Annotated in this window: 12 protein-coding genes; 1 reads left to right on the top strand and 11 read right to left on the bottom strand. The window is 67.0% G+C overall.

Features of this window, described 5'->3' with window-relative positions:
- Positions 1–73: 73 nt before the first annotated feature.
- From iolE to NUU27_RS15995, 4 genes are all read right to left on the bottom strand, one after another.
- The gene (gene iolE, locus NUU27_RS16010; RefSeq protein ID WP_257763137.1) at positions 74–973 is read right to left on the bottom strand and encodes a myo-inosose-2 dehydratase; all 900 of its coding nucleotides are present in this window, start codon (positions 971–973) and stop codon (positions 74–76) included.
- A complete protein-coding gene (gene iolD, locus NUU27_RS16005) occupies positions 974–2,800 on the bottom strand; it encodes a 3D-(3,5/4)-trihydroxycyclohexane-1,2-dione acylhydrolase (decyclizing) (protein ID WP_257763136.1) in 1,827 nt (608 codons plus the stop codon).
- Between the two features lie 55 nt (positions 2,801–2,855).
- Positions 2,856–4,805, bottom strand: coding sequence for a 5-dehydro-2-deoxygluconokinase (iolC, locus tag NUU27_RS16000; RefSeq protein ID WP_257763135.1), 1,950 nt, complete (start codon positions 4,803–4,805; stop codon positions 2,856–2,858).
- A 186-nt stretch (positions 4,806–4,991) separates the two neighbouring features.
- Positions 4,992–5,810: a MurR/RpiR family transcriptional regulator gene (locus NUU27_RS15995; protein ID WP_257763134.1), complete on the bottom strand. Its 819-nt coding sequence runs from the start codon at positions 5,808–5,810 to the stop codon at positions 4,992–4,994.
- A gap of 184 nt (positions 5,811–5,994) precedes the next feature.
- On the opposite strand from NUU27_RS15995, the gene NUU27_RS15990 reads away from it, so the two are divergent.
- Positions 5,995–7,119 carry a Gfo/Idh/MocA family protein gene (locus NUU27_RS15990; RefSeq protein WP_257763133.1) on the top strand — a complete coding sequence of 375 codons (1,125 nt, stop codon included), beginning with the start codon at positions 5,995–5,997 and terminating at the stop codon, positions 7,117–7,119.
- A 350-nt stretch (positions 7,120–7,469) separates the two neighbouring features.
- Here the strand turns inward: NUU27_RS15990 and NUU27_RS15985 are convergent, their stop codons facing one another.
- The 7 genes from NUU27_RS15985 to NUU27_RS15955 form a co-directional block, all read right to left on the bottom strand.
- Positions 7,470–8,513, bottom strand: a complete 1,044-nt coding sequence (locus tag NUU27_RS15985; protein ID WP_257763132.1) for a histone deacetylase family protein — start codon at positions 8,511–8,513, stop codon at positions 7,470–7,472.
- A 9-nt stretch (positions 8,514–8,522) separates the two neighbouring features.
- Entirely contained in the window at positions 8,523–9,491 is a 969-nt protein-coding gene (locus NUU27_RS15980; protein WP_257763131.1) for an NAD(P)-dependent oxidoreductase, read from the bottom strand.
- The gene (locus tag NUU27_RS15975; RefSeq protein WP_257763130.1) at positions 9,484–10,794 is read right to left on the bottom strand and encodes an ArgE/DapE family deacylase; all 1,311 of its coding nucleotides are present in this window, start codon (positions 10,792–10,794) and stop codon (positions 9,484–9,486) included. Before NUU27_RS15975 ends, NUU27_RS15980 begins: the two co-directional genes overlap by 8 nt.
- 56 nt (positions 10,795–10,850) lie before the next feature.
- Entirely contained in the window at positions 10,851–12,476 is a 1,626-nt protein-coding gene (locus NUU27_RS15970; RefSeq protein WP_257763129.1) for an ABC transporter ATP-binding protein, read from the bottom strand.
- A 9-nt stretch (positions 12,477–12,485) separates the two neighbouring features.
- Positions 12,486–13,325, bottom strand: coding sequence for an ABC transporter permease (locus tag NUU27_RS15965; RefSeq protein ID WP_257763128.1), 840 nt, complete (start codon positions 13,323–13,325; stop codon positions 12,486–12,488).
- A complete protein-coding gene (locus NUU27_RS15960; protein WP_257763127.1) occupies positions 13,325–14,293 on the bottom strand; it encodes an ABC transporter permease in 969 nt (322 codons plus the stop codon). The genes NUU27_RS15965 and NUU27_RS15960 overlap by 1 nt, the downstream gene beginning before the upstream one ends.
- A 247-nt stretch (positions 14,294–14,540) precedes the next feature.
- Complete coding sequence (locus NUU27_RS15955) at positions 14,541–16,088, bottom strand: ABC transporter substrate-binding protein (protein ID WP_257763126.1); 1,548 nt, start codon at positions 16,086–16,088, stop codon at positions 14,541–14,543.
- Positions 16,089–16,138: the final 50 nt, after the last annotated feature.

The raw sequence follows: 16,138 nt of genomic DNA, 5'->3' as shown, positions 1-16,138 counted from the left end.
GACAGCCGATCTCCCCCCTTGAGGGGGAGATGGCCGGCAGGCCAGAGGGGGGTGGTGCCGCACGCGCCCATCGTCAAGTCCTGTCCAGCCCCGCCGCCCGGGCAGCCGCCTTCAGCGCCGTCAGTCCCATGGACTGGTACTTGACGGGGTCGGCCTTCAGCGGATCCTGCTCGGCCTCGATCACCAGCCATCCGTCATAGCCCTTCTGCGCCAGCACCTCGAGCACGGGCTGGAATTCGACGCCGCCCTCGGCATCGCCCGGAACGGTGAAGACGCCGCGCCGGACGCCTTCGAGGAAGGACAGGCGCTCCTGCTCGACCTGCCGGCGGACCGCCGGGCGCACATTCTTCGCATGGAAATGCCCCACCCGCTCGCCATAGGCGCGCGCCAGCTCGACCGGATCGGAGCCGCCGAACCAGGCATGGCCGGTGTCGAGCAGCAGCTTCGTCACGGGGTCGGTGCCGGCCATCAGCCGGCCGATCTCGTCACGATTCTCGACGATGGTTCCCATATGGTGATGATAGACCAGCGCGATGCCCTGCGCCGCGCAATATTCGGCGATCGCCTCGACGCCGGCGCAGAATGCCGGCCAGCGGTCCTCTTCGAGGCGCGGCCGGGCGGCGAGCGCGACGGCGTCGTTGCCGTGCACGGCGTTGGAGGTCTCGCAGACGATGCAGACCTCGCAGCCATTGGCCTTCAGCATGTCGAGATGCGGCTGGATGGCCTTCTTCTCCGTCTCGATGTCGTTGACGAGCAGGTTCAGCGAGTGCCAGCCCGACACGAAGACGAGGCCGTGCGCGGCGAGCGTTGCCTTCAGCGCCGCGCCGTCGGAGGGCATCTTGTGGCCCTTCTCGATGCCGTCGAAGCCGATCGCCGCGGTCTCGCGCAGGCATTGCTCGAGCGGGATGTGGGCGCCGATGCTCTGGTCGTCGTCGTTGGACCAGGCGATGGGGTTGGTGCCGTAGCGGATCATTCAGCTTCTTTCCTTCAACGCGGCTTCATACCTTGCGCGCGCGGCATTCACCTGCACGCGGCCGGAAACTTCCGGCACGGCGACATCCCACCAATAGCCCCCCGCCTCGGTGGAGGGATAGGGATCGGTATCGACGACAACGACGAACGGGCCGTCGGCGTTCCGGGCGTCGGCAAGCACCTGCTCCAGCTCGGCGATGGAGCCCGCCTTGCGCGCTTCGGCGCCCATCGAGGCGGCATGCGCGACGAAATCGATATGCGCCGGGTTCACATGATGCGCGTGGTCGAGCAGGTTGTTGAACTCCGCCCCGCCGGTCGCCATCTGCAGCCGGTTGATGCAGCCATAGCCGCGATTGTCGGTGATGACCACGGTGATCTTCACCCCCATCATCACGGCGGTGGCGAGCTCCGAGTTCATCATCATGTAGGAGCCGTCGCCGACCATCACGACCACGTCGCGGTCGGGCTCGGCCATCTTGATGCCCAGCCCGCCGGCGATCTCGTAGCCCATACAGGAATAGCCGTATTCCATATGGTAGCTGCCCGGCCGGCCGGCCTTCCACAATTTGTGCAATTCGCCGGGCATGGTGCCGGCCGCGCACATGACCACCGTGTCCTCGCGGGCGGCGCGCTGCACGGCGCCGATCACCTGCATGTCGGTGGGCAGCGCGTTGTCGTCTGCCGACGGCGGCGCGGTGACCGCATCCGCTGCCGCGAACCAGCGCTCCTTCAACGCCGGATCGGCGCCGGCCGCCTGCCAGCCGCCGAGCGCCCGGGACAGGAGCTCGAGCCCGACCGCGGCATCGGCCACCAGCGGCAGGGCGCCATGCTTGTAGCCGTCATAGGGCTGGACGTTGAGGGCGAGCAGCCGGCGCGCCGGATTCTTGAACAGAGCCCAGGAGCCCGTGGTGAAATCCTGGAAGCGCGTGCCGACGCCGAACACCAGGTCGGCCTCCTCGCACATGGCATTGGCGCTGGAAGCGCCCGTCACGCCGACCGGACCGAGGTTGAGCGGATGGTCGAAGGGCAGCGCCGACTTGCCGGCCTGCGTCTCGACCACCGGGATGCGATGCTTTTCGGCAAAGGCCTTCAGCGCCTCTGAGGCGCCCGCATAATACACGCCGCCGCCGGCCACGATGACCGGGCGGCTGGCGGCACGGATCGCCTCGACCGCCGCCGCAAGCTCCGTCTCGTCGGGGCGAGGCCGGCGCCGGCGCCAGATCCTTTCGGCGAAGAAATCCTCCGGCCAGTCATGGGCCTCGGCCTGCACGTCCTGGCAGAAGGCGAGCGTGACGGGGCCGCAATCGGCCGGATCGGTCATGACGCGGAAGGCGCGCGGCAGCGCGGTCAGGAGATGCTCGGGACGGGCGATGCGGTCGAAATAGCGCGACACGGGGCGGAAGCAGTCGTTGGCGCTCACCGTGCCGTCGGAAAAGTCCTCGACCTGCTGCAGCACCGGATCGGGGCCGCGGCCGGCGAAGACGTCGCCCGGCATGAACAGCACCGGCAGGCGGTTGACATGGGCAAGGGCGGCAGCCGTCACCATGTTGGTCGCGCCGGGGCCGATGGACGAGGTGACGGCCATCGCGCGGCGCCGGCCGAGCTGCTTGGCATAGGCGATGGCCGCATGCGCCATCGACTGCTCGTTGTGGCCGCGGAAGGTGGCGATCGCCGCGCGCTCGGCATGGAGCGCCTCGCCGATGCCGGCGACATTGCCATGACCGAAGATCGCCCAGACGCCGGCGATGAAGGGCTCGCCCTCCTCGTTCTTCTGCGCGGCGATGTAGCGGATGGCCGCCTGCGCCGCCGTCAGTCTGATGGTTTTCATGCCGCTTCTCCCTTGCGTGCCCTGCAGCGCCGTGCGTCCGTCAGGACGCTGCAGATTATCCGAGTTGCGCATCGTGCTTGCCGAAAACCGGTTCCGGCTTTCGGGCCGATGCGCGTGCACGGTCCCAGACCGCGCAGAGTTCGCCGTACCGCGCCGTCATGTCGGCGACCGCCGCCGCATCGTCGATCTCGCCCTTCAGCCAGCGCCGGGCGGCGTCGGCGAAAATGGTGCGGCCGACGGCGAAACCTTTCACCAGGTCGAAGCCCGCCGCAACCGCAAAGCTCTCCTCCAGCTCCTCCGCCGGCGCGTCGAGGCCGAGCACGACGATGCCGCGCGTATAGGGGTCGTTGCGCCGGATGGCCTCGCAGGCGTTGCGCCAGGCCTCCCGCGAGGTCATCGGCTCGAGCTTCCACCAGTCGGGATAAACGCCGATCTCGTACAAGCGCTCGATGACCGCCGCCGCCGTGTGATCATCGCAGGCCGCGACCTTGGACGGGATGACCTCGAGCAGCATTTCCAGCCGGTTGCGACGGCTGGCGGCGAACAGCCGCTGCACGGTCGCCTCCTGGGCGGCCTTCATCTCGGCGGCATCGTCGGGATGATAGAAGCACAGGACCTTGACGACGTTCTCCAGCGGCCATTCGCCGAGCCCGCCACAATCCGGGCCGATCGACGGCTCCAGCGTCAGCGGCCGCGAGCCCGGCCACTCCACCGGCCGGCCGATCCACAGGCCCGAGCCCGAGGCGCGATAGAGCGCATCGCGACCGAGCCGCCCGTCGCACAATATGCCGTAGCCGTGCCGGCCGTCGGCGACCTTTCCGGCAGCCTCCAGGCAAAGCGTCTTGAAGGCGCCGATGCGCTCGTGCGGCACGCCGGCCTCGTCGGCCATGGCCTCGAGCTGCATGCGGTGGTCGAAGGCGAAGACACGCATCTCGCGCCAATCGCCATGCCTGGTCGTTGCCCAATGCACCTGCTCCAGCGCCGCATCCTTGCGCAGCGCCCTGTCCCGGATGCCGGTGCGGAAAAAGTACTGCAGCTCCTCCCAGGAAGGATAGGCCGGCGTGCAGCCGTGCCGCGAGACGGCGAAGGCGCCGCAGGCATTGGCGTATTTCAGCGCCGTCGGCCAGTCCTCACCGGAGAGCCAGCCCTTGAGCAGGCCCGACATGAAGCCGTCGCCGGCGCCGAGCACGTTGAACACCTCGATGGGAAAGCCCTCGCCGGCCTCACCCTCATCCAGCGTATCGGGGATCGCGCCGGTGAAAGCGGAGGCGCCCATTGGCCCGCGCTTGCAGACGAGGACAGCCTTGGTGAGCGCGCGCACGGCGCGCAGCGCCTCGATCGTGTCGGTGGAGCCGCCGGCGATGTGGAACTCCTCCTCCGTGCCGACGATCAGGTCGAACAGCGGCAGGGTGGCCTGCAGCTTGGCCGTGACGCGCTGGGATTCGATGAAGCGGCTTTCACCGGCGTCGTGGCCGGCGAGCCCCCACAGATTGGGTCGGTAATCGATGTCGAGCGCCGTCAGCGCCTGGTTCTCCCGCGCCAGCCGCAGCGCCTTCAGCACCGCGGCCTCGGTGCGCGGGTGCGAAAGATGCGTGCCGGTGGCGCAGACGCAGCGCGCCTCGGCGATGAAGGCGGAATCGATGTCGTCCGCGTCGAGCGCCATGTCGGCACAGTTCTCGCGATAGAAGATCAGCGGAAACTGCTCCTGGTCGCGGATGCCGAGCAGCACCAGCGCCGTCAGCCTTTCGGGGTCGGTGACGACGCCGCGCGTGTCAACGCCCTCACGCTGAAGCTCCTCGCGGATGAAGCGGCCCATATGCTCGTTGCCGACGCGGGTGATGAGCGCCGATTTCAGGCCGAGCCTCGCCGTGCCGGCGGCGATGTTGGTCGGCGAGCCGCCGAGATATTTGTTGAAGGAGCCCATATCCTCCAGGCGCCCGCCCACCTGCGCGCCGTAGAGATCGACCGAGGAGCGGCCGATGGTGATGAGGTCGAGGGGCTTCATCGCAGTCTCCTCCATGGATTCGTTCAGCCGTCACGGAAGGGAGAGGCAATCCCCCTCGTGATGCCGCGCTCGCGCCACTGTTTCCTCCCGGCGCGGGCACCGACGGGCTGCCGGTGGGGCGGCATTCGTCCATCGGCAATAATGGAAGATATGTTCCATTACTCAGATAAAATCAACATCAAAATTCTATTTCTGCCGCCCGCTCGCCCCGACCGCCACCACCAGCGCGACCGCCAGCGACAGGGTTGCCGACAGGGACCGGAAGTCGCCGAAATCGGCTTCCGAAACGGTCAGCAAAAGCGGGGTGATCGGCCGGAGCGGACTGGCGATCGCATCCGTGATGGCCACCACCTCGGCGCCTGCGGCGCGCGCCGCCTCGGCCAGTTCGATGGTCTCGGGCGTGTAGGGCGCAAAGGTGATGGCGATCACCGCGTCGCCCCGGCGGATGGCGTGCCGGCTGTCGAGCGCCCCCACCGTGTCGTGCAGCATGGTGGGCACGCTCATCTTCTCGAACGCATAGGCGAAATAGGCGGCGACCGAAAACGCCCGGCGCAGCCCGATGATGTGAACCATGTTGGCTTCGGACAGCGTCTTGATGGCGGCGTCCAGCGTGCGCGGATCGATCGTCTTGGCGAGATTTTCGAGCGACAGCCGCCCGGCTTCGATGAACTCGGCAAGAAGCGCCGAGGGGCTGCCGGCGCCGCTCTCGCGCAGCTTTTCCAGCCGCGTCGCATAATCGGGCCAGTTCTGGGCGTAGGAATCGCGGAACAGGCGCTGCATCTGCGAAAAGCCGGAAAAGCCGAGCACCTGGCAGAAGCGCATGAAGGCGGACGGCTTGACCCCCGCCCCGTCCGCCATCTCGGCGACGGTCGACACGGCGATCCGGTCCGGATTGGCCGCCACATAGTCGGCGCACTGCTTCAATCTTTTCGGCAACCCGTCCGACACCTCCAGCATCCGGTCGAGCAGTTCCTCGATCGATGCGGGAGCGGAAACCTCGGTCATGCACGGCCCCTCTTTCGCTTGACAAAACACCCATCCCAATCCTAACGCAATTGGAATAAAAATTCCATTGCGGCGCGGTGCGTTTCCATCGGATGCATAAACACGCTGCAGCATCTTTAACGACGCATCGTGCATTGCGAAGATCGTTTTCGACTTCGCAGCGATGCGGTGGAGGAGGACTTCCATGCGCGAAATCAGCATCGGCCTGATCGGCACGGGTTTCATGGGCAAGACGCACGCGCTGGCTTTCCGCGCGGCGAAGGCGGTGCTGGGAGACGTGCCCGCGGCGCGGCTGGAGCTGCTCTGCGACACGCCCGCCGAGCGGGCGCGGCAGATGGCCGGGCAGTTCGGCTTTGCCCGCGCGACAGATGATTGGCGGGCGCTGGTAAACGATCCGGCGGTGGAGATCGTGTCGATCACCACGCCCAACCGGATGCATTGCGAAATGGCGCTCGCCGCCATCAAGGCCGGCAAGCACGTCTATTGCGAGAAGCCGATGGGCCTGACGCTGGAGGAAGGCCGGACGATGGCGCTGGCCGCAGCCAGGGCCGGCGTGAAGACCATGGTCGGCTACAATTACATCAAGAACCCGGCCTTCGCCCATGCCCGGCAACTGATCGCCGACGGCGCCATCGGCCGGCCGGTGCATTTCCGCGGCTTCGTCGACGAGGACTACCAGGCCGACCCCGACCTTGCCTGGACCTGGCGGGCGCGCATGGAGGAAGCCGGGCTTGGCGCGCTCGGCGATCTCGGCTGCCATCTCGTCTCCATGGCCTATGGCCTGATGGGACCGGTCGACAGCCTGATCGCCGACATGCAGACGATCCACGAGACGCGTCCCCTGCCGGACGGCTCGGGCCGAGGCAGGGTCGAGAACGAGGACGTCGCCTCGGCGCTGGTGCGCTTTGCGAGCGGCGCGCAGGGCGTCCTGTGCACCTCGCGCTCGGCCTGGGGGCGCAAGAACAAGCTTGCCTTCGAGGTGCACGGCACGAAGGGCATGATCGCCTTCGAGCAGGAGCGCATGAACGAGCTGCAGCTCTACCGCAACGAGGGACCGGCCGGCGAGCAGGGGTTCAAGACCATCCTCACCGGACCGGCGCACGCGCCCTATGGCGTCTTCTGCCCGGCGCCCGGCCATCAGCTCGGCTTCAACGACCTGAAGGTGCTGGAGGCAGGCGCGTTCCTCGGCGAGATCGCCGGCGGCGACAAGGTCGGGCCGGACTTCGCCGAGGCGCTGGAGTTCGAGAAGGTCATCCACGCCATCGCCGCCTCGGCGCGCGAGGGGCGACGGGTCAAGGTGCAGGGCTGACGGAAGTGGATTGCCGGTCGTGCGGGCTCGGTCCGGCAGCATTGGATCGCGCTTTCAACCAGTTGGAGCAGGATGCAGGCGGAAAGCCGCTTCACACCTTTCCTCATCCCGCTCCAGCCTGCGGCACACCCCCCTCTGGCCTCCTGAGCTTGTCGAACGGGGCGGCCATCTCCCCCTCAAGGGGGGAGATTGGATGGCCGCAGCGATTTCGACCAAGTATCGAACGTCGCAGAAAATGCTATCCGTCGATGTCCGCTAATCTCCCCCCTTGAGGGGGAGATGCCCGGCAGGGCAGAGGGGGGCGAACGGGCACCCGGTGCTCCAGGCAGAAGATGAGATGCGCCGACCGCTCAGGCCGGCTCCTGCTCGGCGGCGAGGGCGGCGCGGCTGGTGGTCAGGAAGATCTCCGCATTCCTCGCCAGCGACGGACCGAGATAGCCGCCTTCCTGGATCAGCGCCGTCGGCAGGCCGAGGGCGACGATCTCGCCCGCCATGGCGGCAAAGCCGTCGCCGGTCAGCCGCACCTCGGACAGCGGGTCGTCCGCGGCCATGTCGAAGCCGAGCGAGACGACCAGCGCCTCGGCGCCGAACGCCGTGATCGCCGCAAGCCCCTCGCGGAAGCGGGCAAGGATCGTTTCCGTGTCTGCGCCGGGCTTGAGGCAGAGGTTGAGCGTCGTGCCCGCGCCCTCCCCCTCGCCGCGCTCGTCCTCGTAGCCGAGATAGTAGGTCGGATAAAGATCGGGGTCGGTGTGCAGCGAGCAGACGAACACGTCGCCGCGCTCATAGAAGATGTCGAGCGTGCCGTTGCCCGTGTGCGTGTCGATGTCGAGCACCGCCACCTTGCCGAAACGGCCGCGCAGGCTCTCAGCGGCGATCGCCGCATTGTTGAAGGCGCAGAAGCCATTCGAGGCGTTGGACAGCGCGTGGTGGCCGGGCGGCCGGCACAGGCCGTAGACCATGCGGCTGCCGGCCTTGACGCGCTCGGCGGTCTCGAGCGCCGTCTGCGCCGACCAGTAGATCGCCTCCCAGGTTCCCTCGGTCAGGGGAAAGGAGGTATCGGTGGTCCACCAGCCGAGCTGGCCGAAAATGGTGGAGGACGGACGGCCGCGCCGCGGACCGGGATGGCAGTTCGGAACGGCATCCTGGCCCGGCGCCGCGGCCTGCCAGCGGCTGTGGGCGTCCTTCCAGAAATCCACATAGTCGGGATCGTGCACGGCCTTGATCGGCGCCTCGCCGAAATCGCGCGGCGCCTCGACGGGAAAGCCGTTGCGCAGCAGCATGTCGCGGATGAGGATGGCGCGCTCGGCCTGCTCGGGATGGGGAATGTTGGCGCCGCGGCGGAAATAGCGCGCGGGCGCGTGCAGCAATTGGCGTTCGTCGAAAATCGCTTTCATGATCGTCCTTCAGTATCCGTTGACCCTGTCGACCGCCGTTTCCGGCACCCGCCCCGCCACGAATTCCTGCGCCGCGCGCGCCACCTGCTCGGCGACAAGGCGCGGTGTGCTTTCGCTGGCCTGGTGCGGGGTGACGAGGATGCGCTCATCCGCCCAGAACGGGTGCTCCGGCGGCAGCGGCTCGACGGCGAAGACGTCGAGCGAGGCCCCGGAGAGCTGGCCGCTGTCGAGCGCGGCGAGGAGATCCTTCTCGATCAGCTGCTCGCCGCGGCCGAGCTGGACGAGCGCAGCGCCTTTCGGCATGCGGGCGAAAAACGCCGCGCCGATGAGGCCGCGCGTTTCGGCCGTCAGCGGCAAGACGTTGATCAGGATGTTCGCGCGGGCGGCGACGCGCTCGGCCGCCCCCTCCCCGCTTTCGAAACCGACCCCGGCGGATGGCGGGCTCTGCGGAGGATTGCGGACGGCGGCCACCACCGGAAACCCCATCGCCGTGACGGCGCGCGCGATGGCCCTGCCCATCAGACCGTAGCCCAACAGGCCCACCGTGCAATTGCGCGGCGGAACGGCATCGGCCGGCGCCTGCCGAGACCATTCGCGCCGGGCTTCATGGACGATGGCATGACGCAGGTTGCGGTGATGCCAGACCACGTTCCATGCCGCGTAACCGGCCATCAGGTCGCCCTGGTCGTCGTCGCGAATGCGGGTGACGAGGGCACCGGCAGGCAGGCTCGGGCAGTTGACGATGCTGTCGATGCCGGCGGCGATGGAGCTGGCAAGGCCAAGATTGGGATAGGCGCTGAAGGCATCGTCGCGCGGGCGCCAGCAAAGCGCGAAGCGCACGGCCGCCGGATCCTCGATCTCGTGCGGGTGGCGCAGCCGGATCGTGTCCGCATGGGCGGCGAAGGCGCGGCCGTAGAGTTTTTCGAGATCGAAGACGGAGCTCAGATAGACGCCCTCGATCACCCCCGTCTCAGCCATGCTTCCCCTCCGGATCGACGGGCTCGACGCCACACCAATCGGCGATGAACAGCGCGATGGCGCCGGTCACGCGCTTCAGGGAGGAAAGGCTGACGCGCTCGTCGAAGCCGTGGATGTTCTCCGTGATCGGCCCGTAGACCAGGCACGGCATGCCGGCATAGATGACGAAGACGCGGGCATCCAGATAGCCCGGCGTGACGAAGGCCTCGAGCTCGCTGGAGGTCGCGGTGCGATGCGCCGCGGCCAGCGCCTTCTCCGCGTCGCTGCCTTCCTCCAGCACGTAGCCGCGCGCGAAGAAGCCGTTCCAGGTGATTTCCGGCAGGCGGTTGCCGAGGAAGGGATCGTCGGCCAATTCGCGCGCCAGATGCGCCTCGATCTGCGCGGCGCGATCCTTCGGGTCGTCGCCCGGATAGATGGCGATGCGGCAGGAGATCTTGCACCAGGCCGGGACGCTCGACGCCCAGTCGCCGCCCTCGATCCTGCCGACGTTGAAGTTGATCGGATGTTCGAGATCCTCGAAATAGGGGTAATTCACCTTTTCGGCGTTCCACGCCTCGGTCATCCGCTTCAGGCTCTCGATGACCCGGTAGCTTGCCTCGATGGCGCTTGCCCCGGTGCCCGCCTCGCGCACATGCACCGGATGCCCGGAGACGGTGACCTCGAACCACAGCACGCCGCAATTGGCCCGCACCAGCTTCTCGTCCTCCGGCTCGGGAATGATCGCCGCGTCGGCCGTGTAGCCCTCGACGAGGCAGGCGAGCGCACCGTTGCCGGTGCATTCCTCCTCGACCACGCTTTGCACATGCACCTTCGCCGCCGGCTGCAGGCCGATGCGGGCAAGCGCGTCGAGCGCGAAGATGTTGGCGGCGATGCCGGCCTTCATGTCGCCGCCGCCGCGCCCGTAGAGCCAGTCGCCGACGCGCTTCGGCTCGTAGGGCGGCGAGACCTCCCACATGTCGTGCGGCCCCTCCGGCACCACGTCCATATGGCCGTTGAGGATCAGCGAGCGGCCCCGCGCCTCACGCGGCTCATGGGTGGCGACGACGTTCACCGCATCGGAATAGTCGACGGCGATGGGCGAGAAGCCGGGATGATCCTTGATCTTGTGTTCCTCGATGTGGAACGTCTCGACCGCATAGCCGCGCGCCTCCAGCGCCTGATGGACGAAATCCTGCGCCGGCTTTTCCTTGCCGCGCAGCGAGGGGAAGCGGATCAGCTCCTCGGTGAAGGCGATCTGCTCCTCGAAACCTTGTTCGACGGCAGCGAGGATTTTCTGCGTGAGTTGTTCGTCCACTTGATGCATCCCTGCGATCTGGTGTGTTGAAGTCCAAGGGCGATGCCCGGCAGCGCGACGATCCGCTATCCCGCCGCCGCGAGCTCCTTCTCCCGGCCGGGAATGGCCTCGATCAGGGTGCGGGTGTACGCGTTCTGCGGGTTGTCGAAGATGGCGCGGGCCGGCCCCATCTCCACGATCCTGCCCTTCTGCATGACGGCGATGCGGTCGCAGATCTGGGCGGCGACGCGCAGATCGTGAGTGATGAAGATCAGCGCCAGGTTGAGCCGGTCCTTCAGCTCGGCCAGCAGATCCAGCACCTGCGCCTGGATCGACACATCGAGCGCCGACACCGCCTCGTCGGCGATGATGACCCGCGGCTCGAGCGCCAGGGCGCGGGCGATGCCGATGCGCTGCCGTTGGCCGCCGGAGAATTCGTGCGGATAACGGTCGATGGCGAGCGCGTCGAGATCGACCAGATCGAGGAGCTTGACCGCCCGGCTGTAGGCCTCGGCCCTGGGCACGCCGTGGGCCATCGGCCCCTCGGCGATGATGCGGCCGACCTTGGCGCGCGGATTGAGGGAAGCATACGGGTCCTGGAAAATCATCTGGATCGACTTGCGGGCCTCGCGCAGCGCCTCGCCGGAAAGATGCGCCATGTCCTGGCCGGCAAGCTTCACCGTGCCGGAATCGGGGTCCATCAGCCGCACCAGGCAGCGCCCGACGCTCGACTTGCCCGAACCGCTCTCGCCGACGATGCCCAGCGTCTCGCCTTCCGCCAGGCTGAGGCTGACGTCGTTGACCGCATGCACGACTCGCGGCTTGGAGAAGAGCAGGCCGCCGCCCGTCACATAGGTCTTGTTGAGCCCTTCCACCTCGAGGATCGGCGCCTTCCGCGCCGGCTCTTCCGGAGCGGCCCCGGCGGCGAGCTTGGGGATCGCCGCGATCAGCTTCTGCGTATAGGGGTGCTGCGGATGGTCGAGCACCTCGTCGGCCGTGCCGGTCTCGACGATCTTTCCATATTGCATCACCGCGACGCGGTCGGCGATCTCGGCGACCACGCCGAAATCGTGGGTGATGAACATCACCGCCATGCCATGCCGCTCCTGCAGGTCGCGGATGAGCTCGAGGATCTGCGCCTGCGTGGTCACGTCGAGGGCGGTGGTCGGCTCGTCGGCGATCAGGATCTTCGGCTCGAGCGCCAGCGCCATGGCGATCATGACGCGCTGCCGCTGCCCGCCGGAAAGCTGGAACGGATAGGCGCGGGCCGCCTTTTCGGGATCCGGAATGCCGACCTCGGTCAATAGCTCGATGGCGCGGCGCCTGCGGTCGCGCGGGGTGAGCAGATCGTGCGCCTCGAACACCTCGGCGATCTGGTCCTCCACCCGCATCAGCGGGTTGAGCGCCGACATGGGCTCCTGGAAGATCATGGCGATCCGGCGTCCGCGCAGATCCATCATCTCGTCTTCCGTGAGCTTGAGGATGTCCTTGCCGTCGAACAGGATCTCGCCGGCGACGGGCCGCACCAGATCGGGCAGGAGCCCCATTGCCGCATTTGCCGACATGGACTTGCCGGAGCCGCTCTCGCCGACGATGCACAGGATCTCGCCGGGATAGAGGTCGTAGCTGACCTCGTCGACCGCGAAGTCGCGGTCGGCGCCGGCCGGCAGCGCGATCTTCAGGTTCTTGATGCGGAGCACTGGTTCCCTCATCGTCCCCTCCTATTTGCCGCGCCGCGCCAGGCGCGGGTTGAGGGCGTCGTTCAGGCCCTCGCCGATGAGGTTGAGCGCCAGCACCGTCAGGAGGATCGCGACGCCCGGGAAGAAGGACAGCCACCAGGCCTGGCGGATGACGGTGCGGGCGGCACCGATCATGTAGCCCCAGGACATCATGTTGGGATCGCCGAGGCCGAGGAAGGACAGCGAGGATTCGAGCAGGATGGCGGTCGCCACCATCAGCGAGGCGAGCACGATGATCGGCGACAGCGTGTTGGGCAGCACCTGGCGCAGGATGATGGCCGCGCTGGTCTGGCCCGACAGGATCGCCGCTTCGATGTATTCGCGCGAGCGCAGCGACAGCACCTCGCCGCGCACCAGGCGCGCCACCGGCGGCCAGCTGACGATGGCGATGGCGGCGATGATCGACTGGATGGAAGGCTCGAAAATCGCCACCAGCACGATGGCGAGGGCGAAGCTCGGCACGGTCTGGAAGAACTCGGTGAAGCGCATCAGGGCATCGTCGATCCAGCCGCCGAAATAACCGGCCAGGGCGCCGATCGGGATGCCGATGAGGAGCGCGGCGACCGTCGAGACGAGGCCGACCAGAAGCGACACCTGGGCGCCATAGGCGAGCCCGGACATGACGTTGCGGCCGAGCGCATCGGTCCCGAGCGGATACTGCTCCATGGAGAATGGCGGCAGGAAGGGCCGCTGCACCATGCGCCAGGGCGACTGCGGGAAGACGAGCGGGGCAAGGACGGCCACCAGCACGACGACTGCGAGGATGGTGATGCCGATGACGGCGCCGCGGTTGCGGCAAAAGCGTTTCCAGAAATCAGCCATCACGCCACCCGGATCCTTGGGTCAACAAACCGATAGAGGATATCGGTGATGAGGTTGAAGAGGAGGACCATCGCGGCCGAAACGAAGAAGACGCCGAGCAGCAGGTTGTAGTCGCGCTGGGCCAGCGCCTCGAACATCAGGCGGCCGATGCCGGGCCAGGCGAAGACGGTCTCCGTCAGCACGGCGCCGCCGACGAGCTGGCCCGCCTGCAGGCCGGCGAGCGTAACGACCGGCAGCATGGCGTTGCGGAAGATATGGCGCCGCTGGATGATCGACCGCTTCAGGCCCTTGGCACGCGCCGTCTTGACGAAATCGAGCTGGCTGACCTCCAGCATGGAGGCGCGCGTCATGCGCATGTAGACCGCCATGAAGAACAGGCCGAGCGTGGTGGCCGGCAGGATCAGGTGCCGGCCGATGTCGAGCAGGCGCGCCAGGCCCGTATGGTTGGCGCCGACCGTCTCGTAGCCGAAGCCGGGCAGCCAGTTGAAATAGACGGAGAAGACCAGCACCGCCATGAGCGCCGCCCAGTAGAGCGGCGTCGCGTAGAAGAGCAGCGCCAGCGACGAGATCGCCGTGTCGGACCATTTGCCGACACGGGCCGAGGCCAGCACGCCGGCGAACGTGCCGAGCACGAGCGAGATGACGAAGGCGGTCATGGTCAGCAGCAGCGTCGCCGGCAGGCGGTCGAGAATGAGCTGCGCCACCGGCATCTGCTGCCGGTACGAGAAGCCGAGATCGAACTGCAGCACGCCCTTCAGATAGATGCCGAGCTGGGTCAGCAGCGGCTTGTCGAGGCCGAACTGCTCGCGCAACTGGGCGATGAACTTGGCGTCGGCGGCACCCGCCTCGCCGGCCATGACGGCGGCGGGGTCGCCGGGCGCGGCATGGATCAGGAAGAAGTTGAGCGTCATGATGGCGATCAGGATGACCGCCGCCTTGCCCAGGCGCATGAGAATGAAGCGTAGCATAGGAGTGGGGATGGTCCTGATGTTCGGCTAACTGGTGAAGCCTGGCGCCTTTCACACCCCCCTCTGCCCTGACGGGCATCTCCCCCTCAAGGGGGGAGATTGTCTCTTCATCGACGCCCCGCCTGTTCCGCAGCGTCTACGCCGATCAGCGAGCCAGAGATGAAGGCTGATCTCCCCCCTTGAGGGGGAGATGCCCGGCAGGGCAGAGGGGGGTGCGAAGGGACGCAAGCCCCGGCGTGGTTGCTCCTCACTTCTCGATATAGGCGTCCTTGAACCCGTCATTGACGCCGATGGCGGTGGTGACAAGGTCCTTCACGTTGCAGCGGTAGATGGTCGGGAAGCCGAGTTCGAGGAGCCAGGCCACCGGCACGTCGTCCACGAGCTTCTGCTGGGCTTCGGTGTAGAGCTTCTGGCGCTCCTCGGCCGTCACCGCAACGGCCGCCTTGGCGAAGAGATCGTCGATCTCCTTGTTCTCGTAGCCCTCGACATTGTTCCACTGGGAACCCTTGGCGATGTTCGTCGACACGTAATTGCGGGCGACGCCCAGCGCCGGATCGCCATACTGGTAGAGATAGGTGAAGGCCATGTCGTAATCCCACTCGGCCAGCTTCTGGTTCCAGCCGGCGACATCGGTGGAGACCAGTTCGACATTGATGCCGACCTCGTCGAGATTCTGCTTCACGGCCTCGGCCCAGCGCTGCCAGGTCTCGCCATAGGGCAACGGCAGGAGCCGCACCGGCTCGCCCTTGTAGCCCATCTCGGCAAGCAGGGCCTTGGCCTTCTCCGGATCGTGGTCGTACTTGGTCACCTCCTCGGTGAAGAAGCGGGTGGAGGAGGAGACGGGGCCGGCGGCAACCTTGCCGAGTCCGTTCCACAGCGCGTCGCGCGCGAAGTCGCGGTCCATGGCGTACATCACCGCCTGGCGGAAGCGCTTGTCGGCCGTCGGGCCCTCGCGGTTGTTCAGCCACATCCAGGACAGCGGGCCGAAATATTCCCAGCCCTTGTCGGTGACGCAGGTGTTTTCCATGTCGGCGATGCGCTGCACGTCGAAATTCTCGATCGAACCGCCGGGCAGGACGTCGACGACGCCGGTTTCATAGGCGACGGCGCGCGAGGCGGCGTCGGGGATGACGTGCCAGTAGATCTCGTCGAGATAGGGCTTGCCCTCCTCGTAGTACTCCTCGTTCCTCGTCAGGAGGATGTGCGACCCCTTCACCCACTCCTTGAACTTGAACGGGCCGGTGCCGATCGGCGTGTTGTTGGCCGGATTGTTCTTGTAGTCGGTGCCCTCGTAGATGTGCTTCGGGATCATCGGCATGGTGCCGGCCTCGAAGATGCCGAGGAACGGGCCGAAGGGCTGCTTCAGCTTGAAGACGACGGTGGTATCGTCCGGCGCGGTGATCGATTCCACATGTTCCAGAGAGGCGCGCAGGCGCGTGTGGGTCTCGCGCAGGAAGACGTCGGCGGAGAAGACCACGTCGGCGGAAGTGAACGGCTTTCCGTCGTGCCACTTCACATCGTCGTGGAGATGGAAGGTGTAGGTCAGCCCGTCCTCGGACACGTCCCAGGAGGTGGCGAGCTGCGGCATGGGCTGCAGCTTCTCGTCGTAGCGCAGCAAGCTTTCATAGATATTGCCGGCAACCATCTGGGTCGGTCCGTTCTGCACCAGGCCCATCATCAGGCTCGGCGGCTCGGGCTGGATCACCACATTGGCGCGCCCCCCGGCGACCGGTTCGGCGTGCAGCGCCGTCGAGACCAGAAGGGTTGCGGCGAGTGTCGTCAGTCTTTTCAGCATGGCTTGTGTTCCCCTTGTTTTGCCGGCTGAGCGGGTCGTTCTCCTCGACC

The sequence above is a fragment of the Nitratireductor sp. ZSWI3 genome (assembly GCF_024655565.1).
Classification (GTDB): Bacteria; Pseudomonadota; Alphaproteobacteria; order Rhizobiales; family Rhizobiaceae; genus Nitratireductor.
The sequence above is the reverse complement of the archived record's forward strand: the minus strand, read 5'-3'. Positions and strand labels throughout refer to the sequence as shown.